The organism is Mesorhizobium sp. M0227 (assembly GCF_040321855.1).
Taxonomy (GTDB): domain Bacteria; phylum Pseudomonadota; class Alphaproteobacteria; order Rhizobiales; family Rhizobiaceae; genus Mesorhizobium.
The window spans coordinates 1-16,765 of sequence record NZ_JAMYSJ010000001.1; the positions used below are offsets into that span (position 1 = coordinate 1).

A 16,765-nucleotide genomic window follows, 5' to 3' on the forward strand; every position below is an offset into this window, starting at 1 on the left:
ACTTTATACCCCCCCCTTCGGCATCCCCTCCCCCCCCGGGGCCCCGGTGGCCCTCTTATGGTTTTCCGCGACCGGGGGTTTTGGGGAGTAGGGGAGTAGGGGAGGCTATTCGGTTGCAAGTCTACGGATGAGAAGTCGAAGAAGCTTTCCCACACTTTCGGTGTTCGCCAACAACGAGGCCGTCGTCGCTTTCGGCGCGATGCCGGTGCGTTCAGCAATCAGAAGCTGAGTTTCCAGTTCCTTCAATGATCCTTGAGCTATACGGAGAAACTGCAGGTAGGAGCCTCGAATTTCTCTGCCCTCTCCGCTATGTTTGCCGGCACCGAGCTTGCAGCGCGTCGCACTTGGCTGGTCAGTCCATAAAGTTCTTCCTTTGGCCAAGATTTCGTTGCGCCGTAAATAGCCACTGCAAGGTCCATCGCCTGCTGCCAAACCAGCAAGTCCTTGTAGGAACCTGTTTTTTCGGCCATTCGTTCCTACTCCCCTACTCCCCTACTCCCCTACTCCCCTACTCCCCTACTCCCCTACTCCCCTAAACATTCAGCAACAGATACTCCCGCTCCCACGGGCTGATCACTTCCATGAAGGTCTCGAACTCCGCCCGTTTGATCGCCGCATAGGTGGCGGCGAAGGACTTGCCCAGATGCGCGCAGAGTTCCTCGTCGCCCTCGAACAGGTCGACGGCTTCGAGCAGGCCGCGCGGCAGGTCGATCTCGTCGGCATTGGCGGTGGTCAGCACGGGAGGCTCGGCCTTGATCTTGTTGGTGATGCCGATCAGCCCACAGGCAAGCGATGCCGCAAGCGCTAGATAGGGGTTGGCATCGGAGGACGGGATGCGGTTTTCGACGCGCCGAGCCGCCGGATCCGAACGTGGCACGCGAAATGCCGTGGTGCGGTTGTCATAGCCCCATTTGTTGTTGACCGGCGCCGACGCCGCCTGTGTCAGCCGGCGGTAGGAATTGACGTAGGGCGCGAACATCACCAGCGCGTTCGGCACATGCTTCTGCATGCCGCCGATAAAGTGGAAAAAATCGTCGGTTTCCGAGCCGTCAGCGGCCGAAAAGATGTTCTGTCCAGTCTTCTTGTCGATGATCGACTGATGGATATGCATGGCGGAGCCGGGTTGCCCCTGGATCGGCTTGGCCATGAAGGTGGCGTAGATCTCGTGCTTCAACGCCGCCTCGCGAATGGTGCGCTTGAACATGAACACCTGGTCGGCCAGTTCGATCGGGTCGCCGTGGCGCAGGTTGATCTCCAACTGGCCGGCGCCTTCCTCGTGTATCAGCGTATCGATCTCCAGGCCCTGGCTTTCGGAGAAATGGTAGATGTCGTCGATCAGTTCGTCGAATTCGTTGACGCCGGCGATCGAATAGCCGGCGCCGCCGCCGATCGCGCGTCCCGACCGGCCGACAGGCGGGGTCAGCGGATAGTCCGGATCGGGATTCTTGCGCACCAGGTAGAACTCGATCTCGGGCGCCACCACTGGCTTCAGGCCGAGCTTGTCATAGGCAGCCACCACACGCTTCAACACGTTGCGCGGCGTGAACTCGACCGAGCGTCCGTCCTGGTGGACGAGATCGCAGATGACCGCGGCCGTCGGGTCTTCTTCCCAGGGCACCACCGTCAGCGTCGACAGGTCCGGCATCAGTTTGAGGTCGCCGTCGTCTTCCGGGTAATGGAAGCCGTTGCCATCCTCGGGGTAGCCGCCGGAAATCGTTGTCATGAAAACTGCCGACGGCAGCGCCAGCGAGGTGTTGGAGGTGAATTTCTTCGACGGCATCATCTTGCCACGCGCGACGCCGGCCTGATCAGGCGTGATGCACTCGATATCCTCGATGCCGCGCCACTCCAGCCAGGCGCTGACTTCCTTCCAGTTCTTGACGCCCCGTTGGTTTTTCACGAAGGCAGGCGTACGGACACGTCCTCCGCGGCTCGACGGACGGACTTCCTTTTTTGCAGGCGGCATCATTCACCAGATTGGGTTGCGGATTGTGGAGTATAGCCGTGCCCCCCTGTGGAAGGGAAGGGGAGCCGCGTCGGGCATTGGCCGGTGCGGTTGAAAATCACGCCAATCGGCCTAGTTTCGGCCGTCGCAATTCCAATCGAGGCCCAAATCTTAATCGAGAAATTGAATGCGGCCCAACGGCAAACTGACGACGATCGGATTCGATGCCGACGACACGCTGTGGCAGAACGAGCAGTTCTTCCGGCTGACGGAAAAGCGCTTTGCCGCCATGCTCGTCGACCATGGCGAAGCCGAGCATATCTCGGCACGATTGCTGGAGGCCGAAAGGCGCAACCTCGCCGTCTATGGCTTCGGCATCAAGGGATTTACCCTGTCGATGATCGAGACGGCGATCGAGGTCACGCAAGGCCGCGTACCGGCCTCGGTCATAGCAGAGATTCTCGATGCCGGCCGCGAAATGCTGAGTCATCCGATCGAGGCCTTGCCGCACGCCCGCGAGACGGTCGAAAAGCTTGCCGGCGCATTCCGGCTTGTGCTGATCACCAAGGGCGACCTCTTCGATCAGGAGCGCAAGCTGGCTGGCTCTGGCCTTGGCGATCTGTTCGACGCGGTCGAGATCGTCAGCGACAAGAATGCCGCCACCTATAGGAGGATCTTCAGCCGCCACGGCGATGGTGCCGCGAAAAGCATGATGGTCGGCAACTCGCTGAAGTCGGATGTGGTGCCGGCCATCGAGGCCGGCGGCTGGGGTGTCCATGTGCCGCACGAACTGACCTGGGTGCTGGAGCATGTCGAAGCGCCGGTAACCGAATCGAGGTTCCGCCAGATATCCGATCTCGGACAACTGCCCGGATTGATCGAAAGCATCATCGATCCGTGATTGCCGGGCCTTACCTAATTTGCTCAATTCCGGACGGAAAACCGTTACACACTTTCCCGCAATTAGCTTAGCGGCCGATGAGGCGATCGATCACCGGTTGCAACCGTTCGGGCGTGATCGGCTTGGCGACCACCACGTCGATGATACCAGACAGGCCCAGACTTTCCGTCGCGCCATTCTTGGTTGACAGCAGGATTACCGGTGGCAGCGATTTGCCCGAGGCGCGGCGCAACGCGTCGATGCTGGACATCAGGTTCTCGCAGTCCTTGTTGTCGGCGCCGCCGTCAAGGACAACCACACCGGGAATGAGGGACCGCAAGATCCTTGCCGCCGTGTCGGGAGATTCCGAAATCGGCTTGAGCCCGGATCGCTCGACGATCTTTGAAATCACCACGCGATTGATTGGCGATTTCCCGACGACAAGCACCTGCGACGGATCACGGATCGCCTCGGCGCTCGAGTCACGGGTCGCCAGATTCGGATGTCTTGGAGTCTCGCCTTCGCGGTTCACCGGGCACACAAGTCGGCCAAGAAGCTCGCCCCTATTTCAATGCAGAGTTGAATCCGGAGCGCAATTGGCGTGAGATCGGAGCCTATGTCAAGTTGAAATAAAAGTACCCTAAATCATCGCCGGGAGCAGTGAATTTCAAGCAACGCTACTGTACTCAACTGTCCACACGTGAGCTTGATGAAAAGAAAATTCACCTGCGCAGAGGCTGCGCAGGTGAAGGGTCGGTTGCATGGATTTCGGTCAGCCGTGGCTCTGCTGCGTGACGATGACCGGGATCAGCAGATCGCCCCAGTTGCCGTCGCCGCCGTGATGTCGTGCCGAGCGCACGAGCTCGACCGAGACGCCCGCCTCGACCGCCTTCATCACCGACTGGTTGAGGCGGTGCAGGTCGTTGGCCAGCATGCGGATCGTCGCCTGCTGGTCGACGCTCATCGTCGTCGACTGTTCCTCGGCGCGTTCCTTGACGCGGCTTATCGATGCCATTGGTCTTCTCCTTGTGTTCCAAGCCCTGTTGGGCGTTTCCTCTGTATTTCTGTGGTCCGCTATTCCGCGGCTGGTTTGAACTGCGCATGCTCGGTCGATTCATGCATGGCGGTGGTCGACGACTTGCCGCCGGTGATCGCCATAGACACGGCGTCGAAATAGCCGGTGCCGACCTCGCGCTGGTGCTTGGTCGCGGTGTAGCCATTGGCCTCGGCCGCGAACTCCGCTTCCTGCAACTCGGAATAGGCCGCCATCTGCCGTGCCTTGTAGCCGCGCGCCAGCTCGAACATGCCATAGTTGAGCTGGTGGAAGCCGGCGAGCGTGATGAACTGGAACTTGTAGCCCATGGCGCCGAGCTCCTTCTGGAATCTGGCGATCGTCGCGTCGTCGAGGTTCTTCTTCCAGTTGAACGAGGGCGAGCAATTGTAGGCGAGCAGCTTGTCGGGATGATGCTTGCGCACGCCCTCAGCGAATCTCCTGGCCTGTGCCAGGTCGGGTTTCGAGGTCTCGCACCAGATCAGATCCGCGTAAGGCGCATAGGCGATGGCGCGGGCGATGCAGGGCTCGATGCCGTTCCTGACATGGTAGAAACCTTCCACCGTGCGCCCGGCGTCGTAGTCGACGAAAGGCTGGTCGCGTTCGTCGATGTCGGAGGTGAGCAGCTTGGCGGCTTCCGCATCGGTGCGCGCGACGACCAGGGTCGGCGTGCCCATCACGTCCGCCGCCAGGCGCGCGGCATTGAGGTTGCGGATGTGCGCCGCGGTCGGGATCAGCACCTTGCCGCCGAGATGGCCGCATTTCTTTTCCGACGCAAGCTGATCCTCATAGTGGACGCCGGCGGCGCCCGCCTCGATGAAGGCCTTCATGATTTCGAAGGCGTTGAGCGGTCCGCCGAAGCCGGCTTCCGCGTCGGCAACGATCGGCGCGAACCAGGTCTCGACCGAAAGCCCGTTGCCTTCGGAGGTCTCGATCTGGTCGGCGCGCTGCAGCGTGCGGTTTATGCGCTTGACCAGTTCGGGCGCCGCATTGGCCGGGTAGAGCGATTGGTCCGGATACATCGCACCAGCCGTGTTGGCGTCGGCGGCAACCTGCCAGCCCGACAGGTAGATCGCCTTCAGCCCGGCGCGCACCTGCTGCATCGCCTGATTGCCGGACATGGCGCCGAGCGCGTTGACGAAGTCCTCCTCGTGGATCAGCTTCCACAGCCGGTTGGCGCCCATTTCGGCGAGGCTCTGGCGGATCTGCACCGAACCGCGCAGGCGCTTCACATCCGCCGCGGAGTAGGGCCGTTCGATACCGTCGAAGCGACCTTCCGGGGCCGATGGGACGAGGTTGTAAAAATCAGTCATTGGTCACTCCGAGGGATTGCTGATCTGTGTCAAGGCGTCAAGAATTTGGGGTCGTTGGGTATGACTGGATTTACATTTCTGCGCGAAATCAGCCACATAAATCCACAAAGCCGGCAGAATATAAGAGAAAACCTGTGTTGTGTTTGACAGAGGTGCATTGTAATTTGTCATTGTTGTAAAAGGCCAAAGCCCAGAAAATTCGTGTAAATGCTGTAAAGGACAGTCCGTGGCTGACCAGAAGATCTTCGCCGGGCCGCGCATCCGCCGCATCCGCAACGCCAAGGGCCTGACCCAGACGGCGATGGCCGAGGGTCTTGGCATTTCGCCATCCTATCTCAATCTGATCGAGCGCAACCAGCGGCCGCTGACGGTGCAGCTGATCCTCAGGCTGGCCTCCGTCTACAAGGTCGATCCACACGAGCTGCAGGGCGAGGCGAGGGGATCTGTCGCTGCCTTGAAGGAAGTGTTCACCGACCCTCTGCTGGTCGGCGAGTTGCCGGGTGATCAGGAACTGATCGAGCTTGCCGAGGCGGCGCCCAATGCGTCCGCGGCGGTGATAAAACTGTTCCGCGCCTATCGCGAGCAGGCCGAGCGCCTGTCCGATCTCAACGAGCTTTTGGCGCGCGAAGGTCGGGCGACGGCGCTTTCCGGCGCCCGCCTGCCGATCGACGAGGTGCACGAGATTTTCGAGCGCCGGCCGAACCATTTTGCTGCCCTCGAGGAGGAGGCCGCGGCGTTCACCTCGGTGCTCGATCCCGGCGACGATCTGTTCGGCGCGCTGAAGGCCTGGCTGAAGCGCGAATATGGCATCGTGGTCAAGGTGCTGCCGGTCGCGACCATGCCGAACTGGCGCCGCCGTTATGATCGTCATTCGCAGCGCCTGTTCCTGTCCGAACGGCTGTCGCCGTTCGACCAGCTGCGCGAAGTCGCGATGGAGGCCTGTCTGATCCGTATGACGGTCGCGGTCGCCGGCGAGATCCAGGCGCTCAAGCTGACCACCGACGAGGCCCGCCGGCTCGCTCGCTTCGAACTCGGCCGCTATGCGGCGCATGCGCTGATGATGCCCTACCAGGCCTTTCACGCGGCTGCGGTGCGCGCCCGCTACGATATCGACGTCCTGCGTTCGCGTTTCGGTGTCTCTTTCGAACAGGCGGCGAATCGGCTGACCATGCTGCAGCGGCAGGGGGCCTCGGGCGTGCCGTTTTTCATGCTGGAAGTCGACAATGCCGGCAACCGCTTCCGCAAGGCCGGCAGCCAGGGCTTTCCGCAAAGCCGCTTCGGCGGTGCCTGTCCCAAGCTGCCGGTGCATGTCGCCTTCACCCAGCCCGGCCAGATCTTCGTCGAAGCGGTGGAAATGCCCGACGGCGCCGAGTTCCTGTGCATCGCCCGCACGCTGGAAGGACCGCAAGGCGCGTTCTCGGAACGCCCGCGCCGCACGGCGCTGCTGCTTGGTTGCGACATCGGCTTTCGCGACGACATCGTCTATGGCGCCGCACTGCCCGGCGCGGCAGTCACCGCAAAGGCCGGCAGTGTCGCGGCGACGCCGGTCGGGCCCGCCTGCCGGCTTTGCGAGCGCGTCGGCTGCCTGGCGCGCGCCGAGCCGCCGGTGACGCGTCCGCTCGGCCTCGACGAGATGGTGACGGGCCTGAGTGCCTTCGATTTCCAGTAGCCGTGTTCCTCTGAAATAGGAGCAAGGTGCCACAATTGTCGCCGGCCGCTGGCTCAGTTCCGGCCTGCGCCTTTGCGGTACGCGAACAGAGCATCTTTTTGTCGTCCCTTGCGCATCGTCCCGTCCACAAAAGCCCGACAGTCGCGCTCATGATCGATACCGCATCGCCGATCGTCGCATCGCCAGCCGTCTCGCCGCGCGAGGAACGCGTCGGCATGCTTTTGGTCTTCCTGTCGGCGCTGATGTGGAGTTTCGGCGGCACCATCGCCCGCTTCATCACTGTCGGTGACAGCTGGACGGTCATTTTCTGGCGCTCCGTCTGGGCAGCCGCCTTCCTGGTCTGCTTCATGGTCTGGCGCGACGGCTGGCGTGGCACGCTGAAGCTGTTCCGCGACATGGGTCTGCCCGGCCTTGCCGTCGGGATCTGCTTTGCCACCGCATCGACCGCCTTCGTCGTGGCGCTGGCCTACACCACCGTCGCCAACATCCTGTTGATGCAGGCCGGCGTGCCGCTTCTGGCGGCGCTGTTTGCCTGGGCATTGTTCCGCGAAAGGGTTGGTGCCGCGACCTGGGTGGCGATTGCCGCCGTCATTGCCGGCGTCGCCACCATGGTGTCGGAATCGCTTGATGGCGCCGTCTCGCCCATAGGCGATGGGCTGGCGCTGTTGATCGCGGTCATGTTCTCGGTCGCCACCGTCATCACCCGGCGGTTTTCCGGCGTGCGCATGACGCCGGCGACGTGCCTCGGCACCATGCTCGCGGCCGGCTTTGCCGTCTCGCAGGCATCGACCTTCGCCGTGTCGGTCAGCGACATGGGCTTTCTGTTTGCCTTCGGCGTGGTCAATCTCGGTCTCGGCCTCGCCTTCTTCGCCACCGGCGCGCGGCTGATACCGGCGGCCATCGCGGCGCTGCTCGGCACGTTCGAACCGATCCTCGGTCCGATATGGGTCTGGCTCATCCATTCCGAGGTGCCGTCGGGGCGCACCATCATCGGTGGCGCGGTGGTTGTCACGGCGCTGCTCGTCCATATCGGGCTCGAATTCAAGCGCCAGGCACGGCCCGAACGCGCCGGGGTCACCGGGGTGCCGTCGCCTAATTGAAGCGGCCTGCAGCTTTGCCATTGACAACGTCGCTGCAGCACGGGCAGGCTGGGAATACGGCAACAACAAGACAGGCGTATCTTGCCAAGTCTCCCAGCCGGTCCGATCGAGACCGGACCATATCGTCGTATCTCTGCCCGCGCCACGGCGAAAGCCTATGACGGTATGCCTCCCAGGCCGCCTCAGGGGCATCGAGCCATCTCATCGAACCGCCTGCATGGTCTCGGCAGTTCGCGCTTGTCGCCCCTTGGAAAGCTCAATAGTCTGAAGAAAATGCCGGTCGCGCTGATATCGCGACGAGCCGGTGAAGGAACACTCATCAAAGGAGAATAGCATGATCCGCAAAGCGCTCTGGCTTTCGGCAACCTCGGCATTCCTGACATTGTTCACCGTCGGCGGTCACGCCGAGGATCGTGTCGTCAACGTCTTCAACTGGTCCGACTACATCGACAGTTCGATCATCGACGATTTCACCAAGGAAACCGGCATCAAGGTTGTCTACGACACCTTCGATTCCAACGAAATCCTGGAGACCAAGCTGCTTGCCGGCGGCAGCGGCTACGACGTCGTCGTGCCCAGCGGCAATTTCCTCGCGCGCCAGATCCAGGCCGGTGTGTTCCAGAAGCTCGACAAGTCGAAACTGCCCAACATTTCCAACATGTGGGATACGGTAACCGAGCGCACCGCCAAGTACGACCCCGGCAACGAATACTCGGTCAACTACATGTGGGGCACGGTTGGCATCGGCTACAACATCAAGAAGGTGCAGGCGGCACTCGGCACCGACAAGATCGACAGCTGGGATGTCTTCTTCAATCCCGACAGCCTGGCGAAATTGAAGGACTGCGGCGTCTACGTGCTGGACTCGCCGGCAGACATCATCCCGGCGGCGTTGAAATATCTCGACCTCGACCCGAACAGCACGTCACCCGATGATATCGCCAAGGCCGAGGAGACCTTGCTCAAGGTCCGGCCTTACATCAGGAAGTTCCACTCCTCCGAATACATCAACGCGCTTGCCAACGGCGATATCTGCCTGGCGGTCGGCTGGTCGGGTGACGTGTTCCAGGCCCGCAACCGCGCGGTCGAGGCCAAGCAGGGCGTCGAAATCGGCTATTCCGTGCCGAAGGAGGGCGCGCAGATGTGGTTCGACCAGATGGCGATCCCTGCCGACGCGCCGCATGTCGCGGAGGCGCTCGAGTTCATCAACTACATGATGAAGCCGGAAGTTATCGCCAAGTCGTCGAACTACGTGCTCTACGCAAACGGCAACAAGGCCTCGCAGCAATTCGTCGACAAGGCACTGTTGGAGGATCCTTCGGTTTATCCCGATGCCGAGACCATAAAGAAGCTCTACACCGTCTCGCCATACGATCCCAAGACCCAGCGCGTCATCACGCGCACCTGGACCAAGATCGTCACTGGCCAGTAAGCAATCCGACACGGTCCCGGCAGCCACCTGCCGGGACCGTTTCTACCTGGGGTAAGAAGCAAGAATCAGGACGGAGTGGGACATGAAATCGCTTGGCAGCATCCGCAGGGATTTTGCACCGTGGAACGACCCGAATGCCAAGCCGTACATCCAGTTCGACAACGTCACCAAGAAGTTCGGTGACTTCACCGCCGTCAACAATCTGTCGCTGACCATCTTCGAGCGCGAGTTCTTCGCCCTGCTCGGCGCCTCTGGTTGTGGAAAATCGACGCTGCTCAGGATGCTCGCCGGCTTCGAGGAGCCGACAGCCGGCCGCATCCTGCTCGATGGCCAGGATCTGCGCGGCATCCCGCCCTACCGGCGGCCGGTCAACATGATGTTCCAGTCCTACGCGCTGTTCCCGCACATGACGGTCGAGAACAACATCGCCTTCGGCCTCAAGCAGGACGGCATGCCGAAGCCCGAGATCGCGTCGCGCGTTGCCGAGATGCTGAAGTTGGTCAAGCTCGAGCAGTTCGCCAAGCGCAAGCCGCATCAGCTGTCCGGCGGCCAGCGCCAGCGCGTCGCGCTCGCCCGTTCGGTCGCCAAACGGCCGAAAGTGCTGCTGCTCGACGAGCCGCTTGGCGCTCTCGACAAGAAGCTGCGCGAGGAGACGCAGTTCGAACTGATGGACCTGCAGCAGAACCTCGGCCTCACCTTCGTCGTCGTCACCCACGACCAGGAAGAGGCGATGACCATGGCCGATCGCATCGCCATCATCGACAAGGGCGAGGTGATGCAGGTGGCAACGCCGGCCGAAGTCTACGAGGCGCCGGGGTCCCGCTTCGTCGCCGGCTTCGTCGGCAATGTGAACATGTTCGAGGGCAAGATCGCGCGTGGCGAGGCCGGCAGCGCCAGCATCGATGCCGGCAACGGCATCACCATCCGCACCGACAATGCCGGCACCGCCGGCGCCGGGACGGCCGTCACCTTCGCCATCAGGCCCGAAAAGATCAAGGTGTCGTCGAAGAAACCGGCCGAGGCGGTCAACGCCATCGAGGGCGAGGTCTACGACATCGCCTATCTCGGCGACATGACCGTCTATCATGTCAGGCTGGACGACGGCCAGGTGGTGCGCGCCAGCACCATGAACGCGGCCCGCATCACCGAGGATCCGTTGAGCTGGAACGACCGCGCCTGGGTTTCCTTCCGGCCCGACGCCGGCGTCGTGCTGACGCGGTAGGGGCGACCATGTCGAGCGCCGCCGTCACCACCGCATCAGCCTCTCCGACGACCAATGCCGGCAAATCCATCCTCGCCAGGCTGGGTGCTGCCTTCGTTGGCCGACTGGTCATCATCATCCCTTATGTTTGGCTGCTGTTCTTCTTCCTCATTCCGTTCGTCATCGTCTTCAAGATCTCGCTGTCGCAGACGGCGATCGCCATTCCGCCCTATACGCCGGCGCTCGATTTCAGCGGCGGAGTTTCCGGGTTCCTCGCCCAGCTGAAACAACTCAGCCTCGACAACTACGCCTGGCTGACGCAGGACGCGCTCTACTTCAACGCCTATGTGACCAGCGTCATCATCGCCGCGGTCTCGACGGTCCTGACACTGCTCGTCGGCTATCCCATCGCCTACGGCATGGCGCGCGCGCCGGCGACGATCCGCCCAACCTTGCTGATGCTGGTGATCCTGCCGTTCTGGACCTCGTTCCTGATCCGCGTCTACGCCTGGATCGGCATTCTCAAGCCCGAAGGGCTGCTCAATCAGCTGCTGCTCGCCACCGGCGTCATCCACCAGCCGCTGATCATCCTCAACACCTATACGGCGATCTTCATCGGCATCGTCTATTCCTACCTGCCGTTCATGGTGCTGCCGCTCTATTCCGCGCTTGAGAAGATGGACTATTCGCTGATCGAGGCAGCCAAGGATCTCGGCTGTCCGCCGACCAGCGCGTTCTGGAAGATCACCTTCCCGCTATCGCTGCCCGGCGTCATCGCGGGCTGTCTGCTGGTGTTCATTCCGGCCGTCGGCGAGTTCGTCATTCCCGATCTGCTCGGCGGATCGCAGACGCTGATGATCGGCAAGACGTTGTGGAACGAGTTCTTCGCCAATCGCGACTGGCCGGTATCGTCGGCCGTCGCCGTCATCCTGCTGTTGCTGCTGATCGTGCCGATCATGCTCTTCCAGCGGGCCCAGGCGCGCGCTCAGGAAATGGACAGGTGACCTCATGAACGCCACCTGGAGCCGCTTCAACATCACCTCGATCGTGCTTGGATTTGCCTTTCTCTATCTGCCGATCGTGCTGCTCATCGTCTTCTCGTTCAACGAATCGAAACTGGTCACGGTCTGGGGCGGTTTCTCGACCAAATGGTACGTCTCGCTGTTCCACAACCAAGGCCTCATGGACGCGACCTGGGTGACGGCGCGTGTTGGCCTGATCTCGGCCACGGTTGCGACGGTGCTGGGCACCCTGGCGGCACTCACCTTGACCCGCTACACGCGCTTCAAGGGCAGGGTGCTATTCTCCGGCATGGTCTTTGCGCCGCTGGTCATGCCGGAAGTCATCACCGGCCTGTCGCTGCTGCTGCTCTTTGTCGCCGTCGGGCTCGACCGCGGCTTCCTCACCGTGACGCTCGCCCACATCACGCTGACCATGTGCTTCGTCGCCGTGGTCGTGCAGTCGCGCCTCATGACCTTCGACCGCTCGCTGGAAGAAGCCGCGATGGATCTTGGCGCAACGCCGGTGAAGACCTTCTTCCAGATCACATTGCCGGTTATCATGCCGGCGATCGTCTCCGGCTGGATGCTGGCTTTCACCCTTTCGCTCGACGATCTGGTCATCGCCAGCTTCACCTCCGGGCCGGGCGCGACGACGCTGCCGATGAAGATTTACAGCCAGGTTCGCCTCGGCGTGACGCCAGAAATCAACGCCGCCTGTACCATTCTGATCGCCGTCGTGGCGATTGGCGTCATCATCGCCTCGCTTGCCAACAAACGGCGTGAGGTGCAGCGCCAGCTCGACGAGCAGGCCGCGCAGCGCGGGTGAAAGATAGGAGGCGCGGTGGCGGCCTATTCCCCCGAAACGCCGCGGCTGATCGGGGAAATGAACGGCGTGCTCCATGTCCCGCCGACGAAGAACGACGACTGGTTGGGACCTTGCTGGCCGTTGGCCTGCGTTGCCGCCTGCTCAGGCTGAATGACGCCGCCGGACAAGGCCAGTCCGCGCCCGGCGTAGGACGCGATGCCGGACAGCCAGATCTTGTACTTCGCTGAATTGGCCTCGGCCTTGTCGATCCGCGCCACGCCCTTCGAAATGGTGGCCTTGATCTCGGCGCCGTCGATCGGCAATGTTCCGTCAGAGACATCGTCGAGCGCGAAGAAGCCGCCCTGTTCGGTATGTTTGAGGAAGGCCGGCAGGTTGAGCTTGCTCAACGCACCCGGCCCGAAGGTCGCCGAGACCGAGCCGTCGGCATTGTCGAAGATGGAATCCCAGGTTCTGCCCGGCCCCTTGAGGATCACCGAGACGGTGCCCGTGCCGACCGGCACCAGCCGCGTCATCCCTGCCGCCGTACCGAAAGCACCGCCGTCGATGTCGGACGCCAGAAGGCGGATTTCGACCTGCGAGCCTTCCGGCTTGCGATCGAAGCGAAGGCTGGTCTGGATGTTGCCGCCGAAGGCCGAGGCATCGGAGATGTCGAAGACGGACAGACCATCCTTGACCTGGGCGGTGGCGGCGACGTCGGCGAGCTGGATCGGCCCCGCCGTGGCGTGCGCCGCCGACAGCCTGAGATCGAGATTGATCTTGTCGGCGAAACTTGTGTCGATTTCGCCGGGCCCCGCCCCTCCGGTCGGCACCAGCGGGGTGAAGGCTGACAGAAACGATCTGAGGTCGAGCGTGTCGAAGGCGAGCGTGCCGGAGATTACCGGTTGTGCTTCACCAAGCGAGAGGTCCAGTGCACCCATCCCCGGATTGTTGTCGAGCGCAATCGCCGTGTTGTCGAACTTGACGCGCCCGCCGGTCGCGGTGATCTTGCTCGAAATGCTGACCGAGCCGATCGCCGCACCCGGAGCGATGCCGGCCTGCGACCATTCCAGGACACGCCGCAGCGAGGGTGCCGAGAACTTCGCCTGACCGTCGAAATAGGTATTTTCAGACATGCTGGCCGTGCCGTCGAACGAGAAGGTGGCGGGTGCCGCCTTGAAGGACAGCGTCAGCGGCGCCGTGCCGCCGGCAAACAGCACAAGCGGTCTGGCCGAGGCGACGTCCAGCGCGACGCTTTCGCCCCGCCAGATCCCTGTTGCCGACAGCGTCGCATTGCTGTTCATCGCCGCCCAATTCGCCTGACCGTTCAAACTGCTCAGGATCTCGACGTCCTTGCCGCCGATGGAGGCGACCATACGGCCGTCGCGAAACTCGACCGTGCCGAAGGTGTCGGTAGGCAGCTTGTCGAGGTCCGGCTTGGCGGGGTCGGCATTGACCACGCCGCGCGCCGTGTCGATGGAACGCGTGATGCGCCCGCCGGTGGGGACAGCGGGCAGGAAAAGGCCGGCAGGTGTGCGCTGGACCCGGATCGTCGGCCGCACCAGCCGCGCCGTCGAAAACACCACGTCGCCGCGCAGCGCCGCCATGGCGGAAAGGTCGACCTCGACCCGTTCTGCCTCGACCACAGGCGGCGCCTCGGTGTCGGTCCATTGTGAAAGCGTCACATCGGTCAGGATTGCCCGGAATGTCGGCCAGACCTCGATGCGCGGCGAACCGTCGATGGCGACCCGGAAGCCGCTCCACGCGCTCATTTCCCAGGCGATGCGGTCGCGCACGATACGGGTGGAGGCGATCAGCGGCAGGGCGGCAACGACCAGCGCGATGACGATCACGGCAGCGCCGATCGCCCATATTCCGCGCCGGATCATAGATGATGGCATATGGCCCCGTATGCTTCCATTCCGACAAATCGCCCGACGGGTGTAACCCAGTCGTCACCACGACCCCCAGTCGTCACTACGACTGCAGTCGTGACCACACTTCCGGCCGCCACCACGACTTCAAGTTGTCACTACGACTTAGGGCTGAGGCATTTCAAGTCTTTATGGCCCGGCGATGGCATTTGCGCACATCTGGTCGCATCAGCCGAACAAAATCTTGCTCTGCTGCGCTGCGATATGCATAAGCGATGGCGACCGTGGAGGAACGATTATGGCTGCCGGACAACCGCTCTGGACCCCGACGCAAGACCAGATTGACGCAGCACCCTTGACCGCCTTCACCAAGGCCGCCGGAGTGAAAGCCGGCGTAGCGTTTTCCTCGTATTCGCAGCTTCACGCCTGGTCGGTCGAGGACCGTGAAGGGTTCTGGAGCCTGATCTGGGATTTCTGCGGCATCGTCGGCGACAAGGGCGATAACCTGCTCGTCGACGGCGACAAGATGCCCGGCGCTTCTTTCTTTCCCGATGCGACACTGAATTTCGCCGAGAATCTGCTGAAGAAGACCGGCTCAGGCGACGCAATCGTGTTTCGCGGCGAAGACAAGGTCGAGCGCCGGCTGTCCTGGAACGAGTTGCACGCGCTGACCTCGCGGCTGCAGCAGCTTTTCCTGTCGCTCAAGGTGAAGAAGGGCGACCGCATTGCCGCCATGATGCCCAACATGCCGGAGACCGTCGCCGCCATGCTGGCCGCCGCCTCGATCGGTGCCGTCTGGTCGTCCTGCTCTCCCGATTTCGGCGAGCAGGGCGTGTTCGACAGGTTCGGCCAGATCGAGCCCGTCGTCTTCATCGCGCCGGATGGTTATTGGTACAATGGCAAGGCGATCGAAGTCGCCGACAAGATCGCCGCGGTCGCGGCCAAGCTCGGCACTGTCCGCAAGATCCTGGTCGTCAACTATCTCGGCACATCGAGCGATGTCGCCGGGACCATCGACAAGGCGGTAGCGCTGGAAGAGGCGCTGTCGCCCTTCGCCGGCAAGCCTGTCACTTTCGAGCCGCTGCCGTTTTCGCATCCGCTCTACATCCTGTTTTCGTCGGGAACGACCGGCATTCCCAAATGCATCGTCCATTCGGCCGGCGGCACGCTGATCCAGCATGTCAAGGAACACCGGCTGCATGCCGGTCTCACCGATGGCGACCGCTTCTTCTACTTCACCACCTGCGGCTGGATGATGTGGAACTGGCTGGTGTCGGGGCTCGCTTCGGGTGCCACGCTGCTGCTCTATGACGGTTCGCCCTTCTATCCCGACGGCAATGTGCTGTTCGATTTCGCCGATGCCGAGAAGATGACCTTTTTCGGCACCTCGGCCAAATTCATCGATTCTGTGCGCAAGGCTGGTCTCAAGCCGATCCGCACGCATGATCTGGCCACGGTGCGGGCAATCTCCTCCACCGGCTCGCCGCTGTCGCCGGAAGATTTTCGCTTCGTCTATGACGGCATCAAGAAGGACGTGCACCTGGCCTCGGTCTCCGGCGGCACCGACATCGTCTCCTGCTTCGTGCTCGGCGTGCCGACGCAGCCGGTCTGGACCGGCGAGATCCAGGGACCCGGCCTCGGCCTGGCAGTCGATGTCTGGGACGACGACGGCAGGCCGGTCCGGCAGGAAAAGGGTGAGCTGGTCTGCGCAAAAGCCTTTCCGGCTATGCCGATCGGCTTCTGGAACGACCCCGATGGCAAGAGGTACCGGGCGGCCTATTTTGAGCGCTTCGACAATGTCTGGTGTCATGGCGATTTCGCCGAATGGACCGAGCATGGCGGCCTCATCATCCATGGCCGCTCCGACGCCACGCTCAACCCGGGCGGGGTGAGGATCGGCACGGCGGAGATCTACAATCAGGTCGAGCAGATGCCTGAGATCCTGGAAGCATTGTGCATCGGACAGGACTTCGACAACGACGTGCGCGTCATCCTGTTCGTGCGGCTAGCCGCCGGCGTGCAGCTCGACGAGGATCTGGAAAAACGCATCCGCGCTAAGATCCGCAGTGGCGCCAGTCCCCGCCATGTCCCGGCCAGGATCGTTGCCGTGTCGGATATTCCCCGCACCAAGTCGGGTAAGATCACCGAACTCGCGGTGCGCGATGTCGTGCATGGCCGCGCCATCAAGAACAAGGAGGCGCTCGCCAATCCAGAGGCGCTCGAGCTGTTCAAGAACCTGCCTCAGCTGGCCGAGTAATTGGCAGCCGGCATGGTTAACGAAATATCTCGCTAGAATTTACCTAGATTTCATGAGTGGTACACATTCGTAAATTTTCCGGCGCCCCGGTAAGGAGTTGTTAAGGTCCGGCGTCGATAGTCGCACGTAACTTGAGGGAGAAATCCCGTTCCTCAGCCCCGAGGATCCGAATTCGCTCAAGCCCCGTTGTGACAGCAATCCCATCTCTTAAGGCGTCCTTTGGGCGCCTTTTCTTTTTAT

At 62.2% G+C, this 16,765-nt stretch carries 13 protein-coding genes and 1 pseudogene; 8 read left to right on the forward strand and 6 right to left on the reverse strand.

Features of this window, described 5'->3' with window-relative positions:
- Positions 1–105: 105 nt before the first annotated feature.
- A pseudogene (locus tag NKJ00_RS00005) lies at positions 106–470 on the reverse strand (four helix bundle protein).
- A gap of 62 nt (positions 471–532) precedes the next feature.
- Complete coding sequence (locus tag NKJ00_RS00010) at positions 533–1,969, reverse strand: glutamine synthetase family protein (protein ID WP_023809183.1); 1,437 nt, start codon at positions 1,967–1,969, stop codon at positions 533–535.
- Between the two features lie 163 nt (positions 1,970–2,132).
- On the opposite strand from NKJ00_RS00010, the gene NKJ00_RS00015 reads away from it, so the two are divergent.
- Positions 2,133–2,846 carry an HAD family hydrolase gene (locus NKJ00_RS00015; protein ID WP_023809182.1) on the forward strand — a complete coding sequence of 238 codons (714 nt, stop codon included), beginning with the start codon at positions 2,133–2,135 and terminating at the stop codon, positions 2,844–2,846.
- A gap of 67 nt (positions 2,847–2,913) precedes the next feature.
- Here NKJ00_RS00015 and NKJ00_RS00020 read toward each other — a convergent pair whose 3' ends face one another.
- The 3 genes from NKJ00_RS00020 to aceA form a co-directional block, all read right to left on the reverse strand.
- Entirely contained in the window at positions 2,914–3,366 is a 453-nt protein-coding gene (locus tag NKJ00_RS00020) for an ANTAR domain-containing protein (protein WP_128302648.1), read from the reverse strand.
- A gap of 231 nt (positions 3,367–3,597) precedes the next feature.
- Positions 3,598–3,840, reverse strand: coding sequence for an SMc00767 family acetate metabolism repressor (locus NKJ00_RS00025; protein WP_006202762.1), 243 nt, complete (start codon positions 3,838–3,840; stop codon positions 3,598–3,600).
- A gap of 59 nt (positions 3,841–3,899) precedes the next feature.
- Positions 3,900–5,189 (reverse strand): isocitrate lyase, encoded by a 1,290-nt coding sequence (gene aceA / locus NKJ00_RS00030; RefSeq protein ID WP_023809180.1) that lies wholly within the window; start codon positions 5,187–5,189, stop codon positions 3,900–3,902.
- 226 nt (positions 5,190–5,415) lie between these two features.
- Between aceA and NKJ00_RS00035 the strand changes: the two genes are divergently transcribed.
- From NKJ00_RS00035 to NKJ00_RS00060, 6 genes are all read left to right on the forward strand, one after another.
- Positions 5,416–6,858, forward strand: coding sequence for a helix-turn-helix domain-containing protein (locus NKJ00_RS00035; RefSeq protein ID WP_352628269.1), 1,443 nt, complete (start codon positions 5,416–5,418; stop codon positions 6,856–6,858).
- 149 nt (positions 6,859–7,007) lie between these two features.
- Complete coding sequence (locus NKJ00_RS00040) at positions 7,008–7,958, forward strand: DMT family transporter (RefSeq protein WP_352609933.1); 951 nt, start codon at positions 7,008–7,010, stop codon at positions 7,956–7,958.
- A 334-nt stretch (positions 7,959–8,292) separates the two neighbouring features.
- Positions 8,293–9,390: a polyamine ABC transporter substrate-binding protein gene (locus NKJ00_RS00045; RefSeq protein WP_352440789.1), complete on the forward strand. Its 1,098-nt coding sequence runs from the start codon at positions 8,293–8,295 to the stop codon at positions 9,388–9,390.
- Positions 9,391–9,472: 82 nt separating this feature from the next.
- Positions 9,473–10,612, forward strand: a complete 1,140-nt coding sequence (locus NKJ00_RS00050; protein ID WP_013530249.1) for an ABC transporter ATP-binding protein — start codon at positions 9,473–9,475, stop codon at positions 10,610–10,612.
- Positions 10,613–10,620: 8 nt separating this feature from the next.
- Complete coding sequence (locus tag NKJ00_RS00055; protein ID WP_023809176.1) at positions 10,621–11,595, forward strand: ABC transporter permease subunit; 975 nt, start codon at positions 10,621–10,623, stop codon at positions 11,593–11,595.
- Between the two features lie 4 nt (positions 11,596–11,599).
- Positions 11,600–12,418, forward strand: coding sequence for an ABC transporter permease (locus tag NKJ00_RS00060; RefSeq protein WP_013530251.1), 819 nt, complete (start codon positions 11,600–11,602; stop codon positions 12,416–12,418).
- Positions 12,419–12,441: 23 nt separating this feature from the next.
- Here NKJ00_RS00060 and NKJ00_RS00065 read toward each other — a convergent pair whose 3' ends face one another.
- On the reverse strand, positions 12,442–14,295 hold the full coding sequence (locus tag NKJ00_RS00065; protein WP_352440788.1) for an AsmA family protein: 1,854 nt from the start codon (positions 14,293–14,295) through the stop codon (positions 12,442–12,444).
- A gap of 271 nt (positions 14,296–14,566) precedes the next feature.
- Between NKJ00_RS00065 and NKJ00_RS00070 the strand changes: the two genes are divergently transcribed.
- Positions 14,567–16,525 (forward strand): acetoacetate--CoA ligase, encoded by a 1,959-nt coding sequence (locus NKJ00_RS00070; RefSeq protein ID WP_352440787.1) that lies wholly within the window; start codon positions 14,567–14,569, stop codon positions 16,523–16,525.
- Positions 16,526–16,765: the final 240 nt, after the last annotated feature.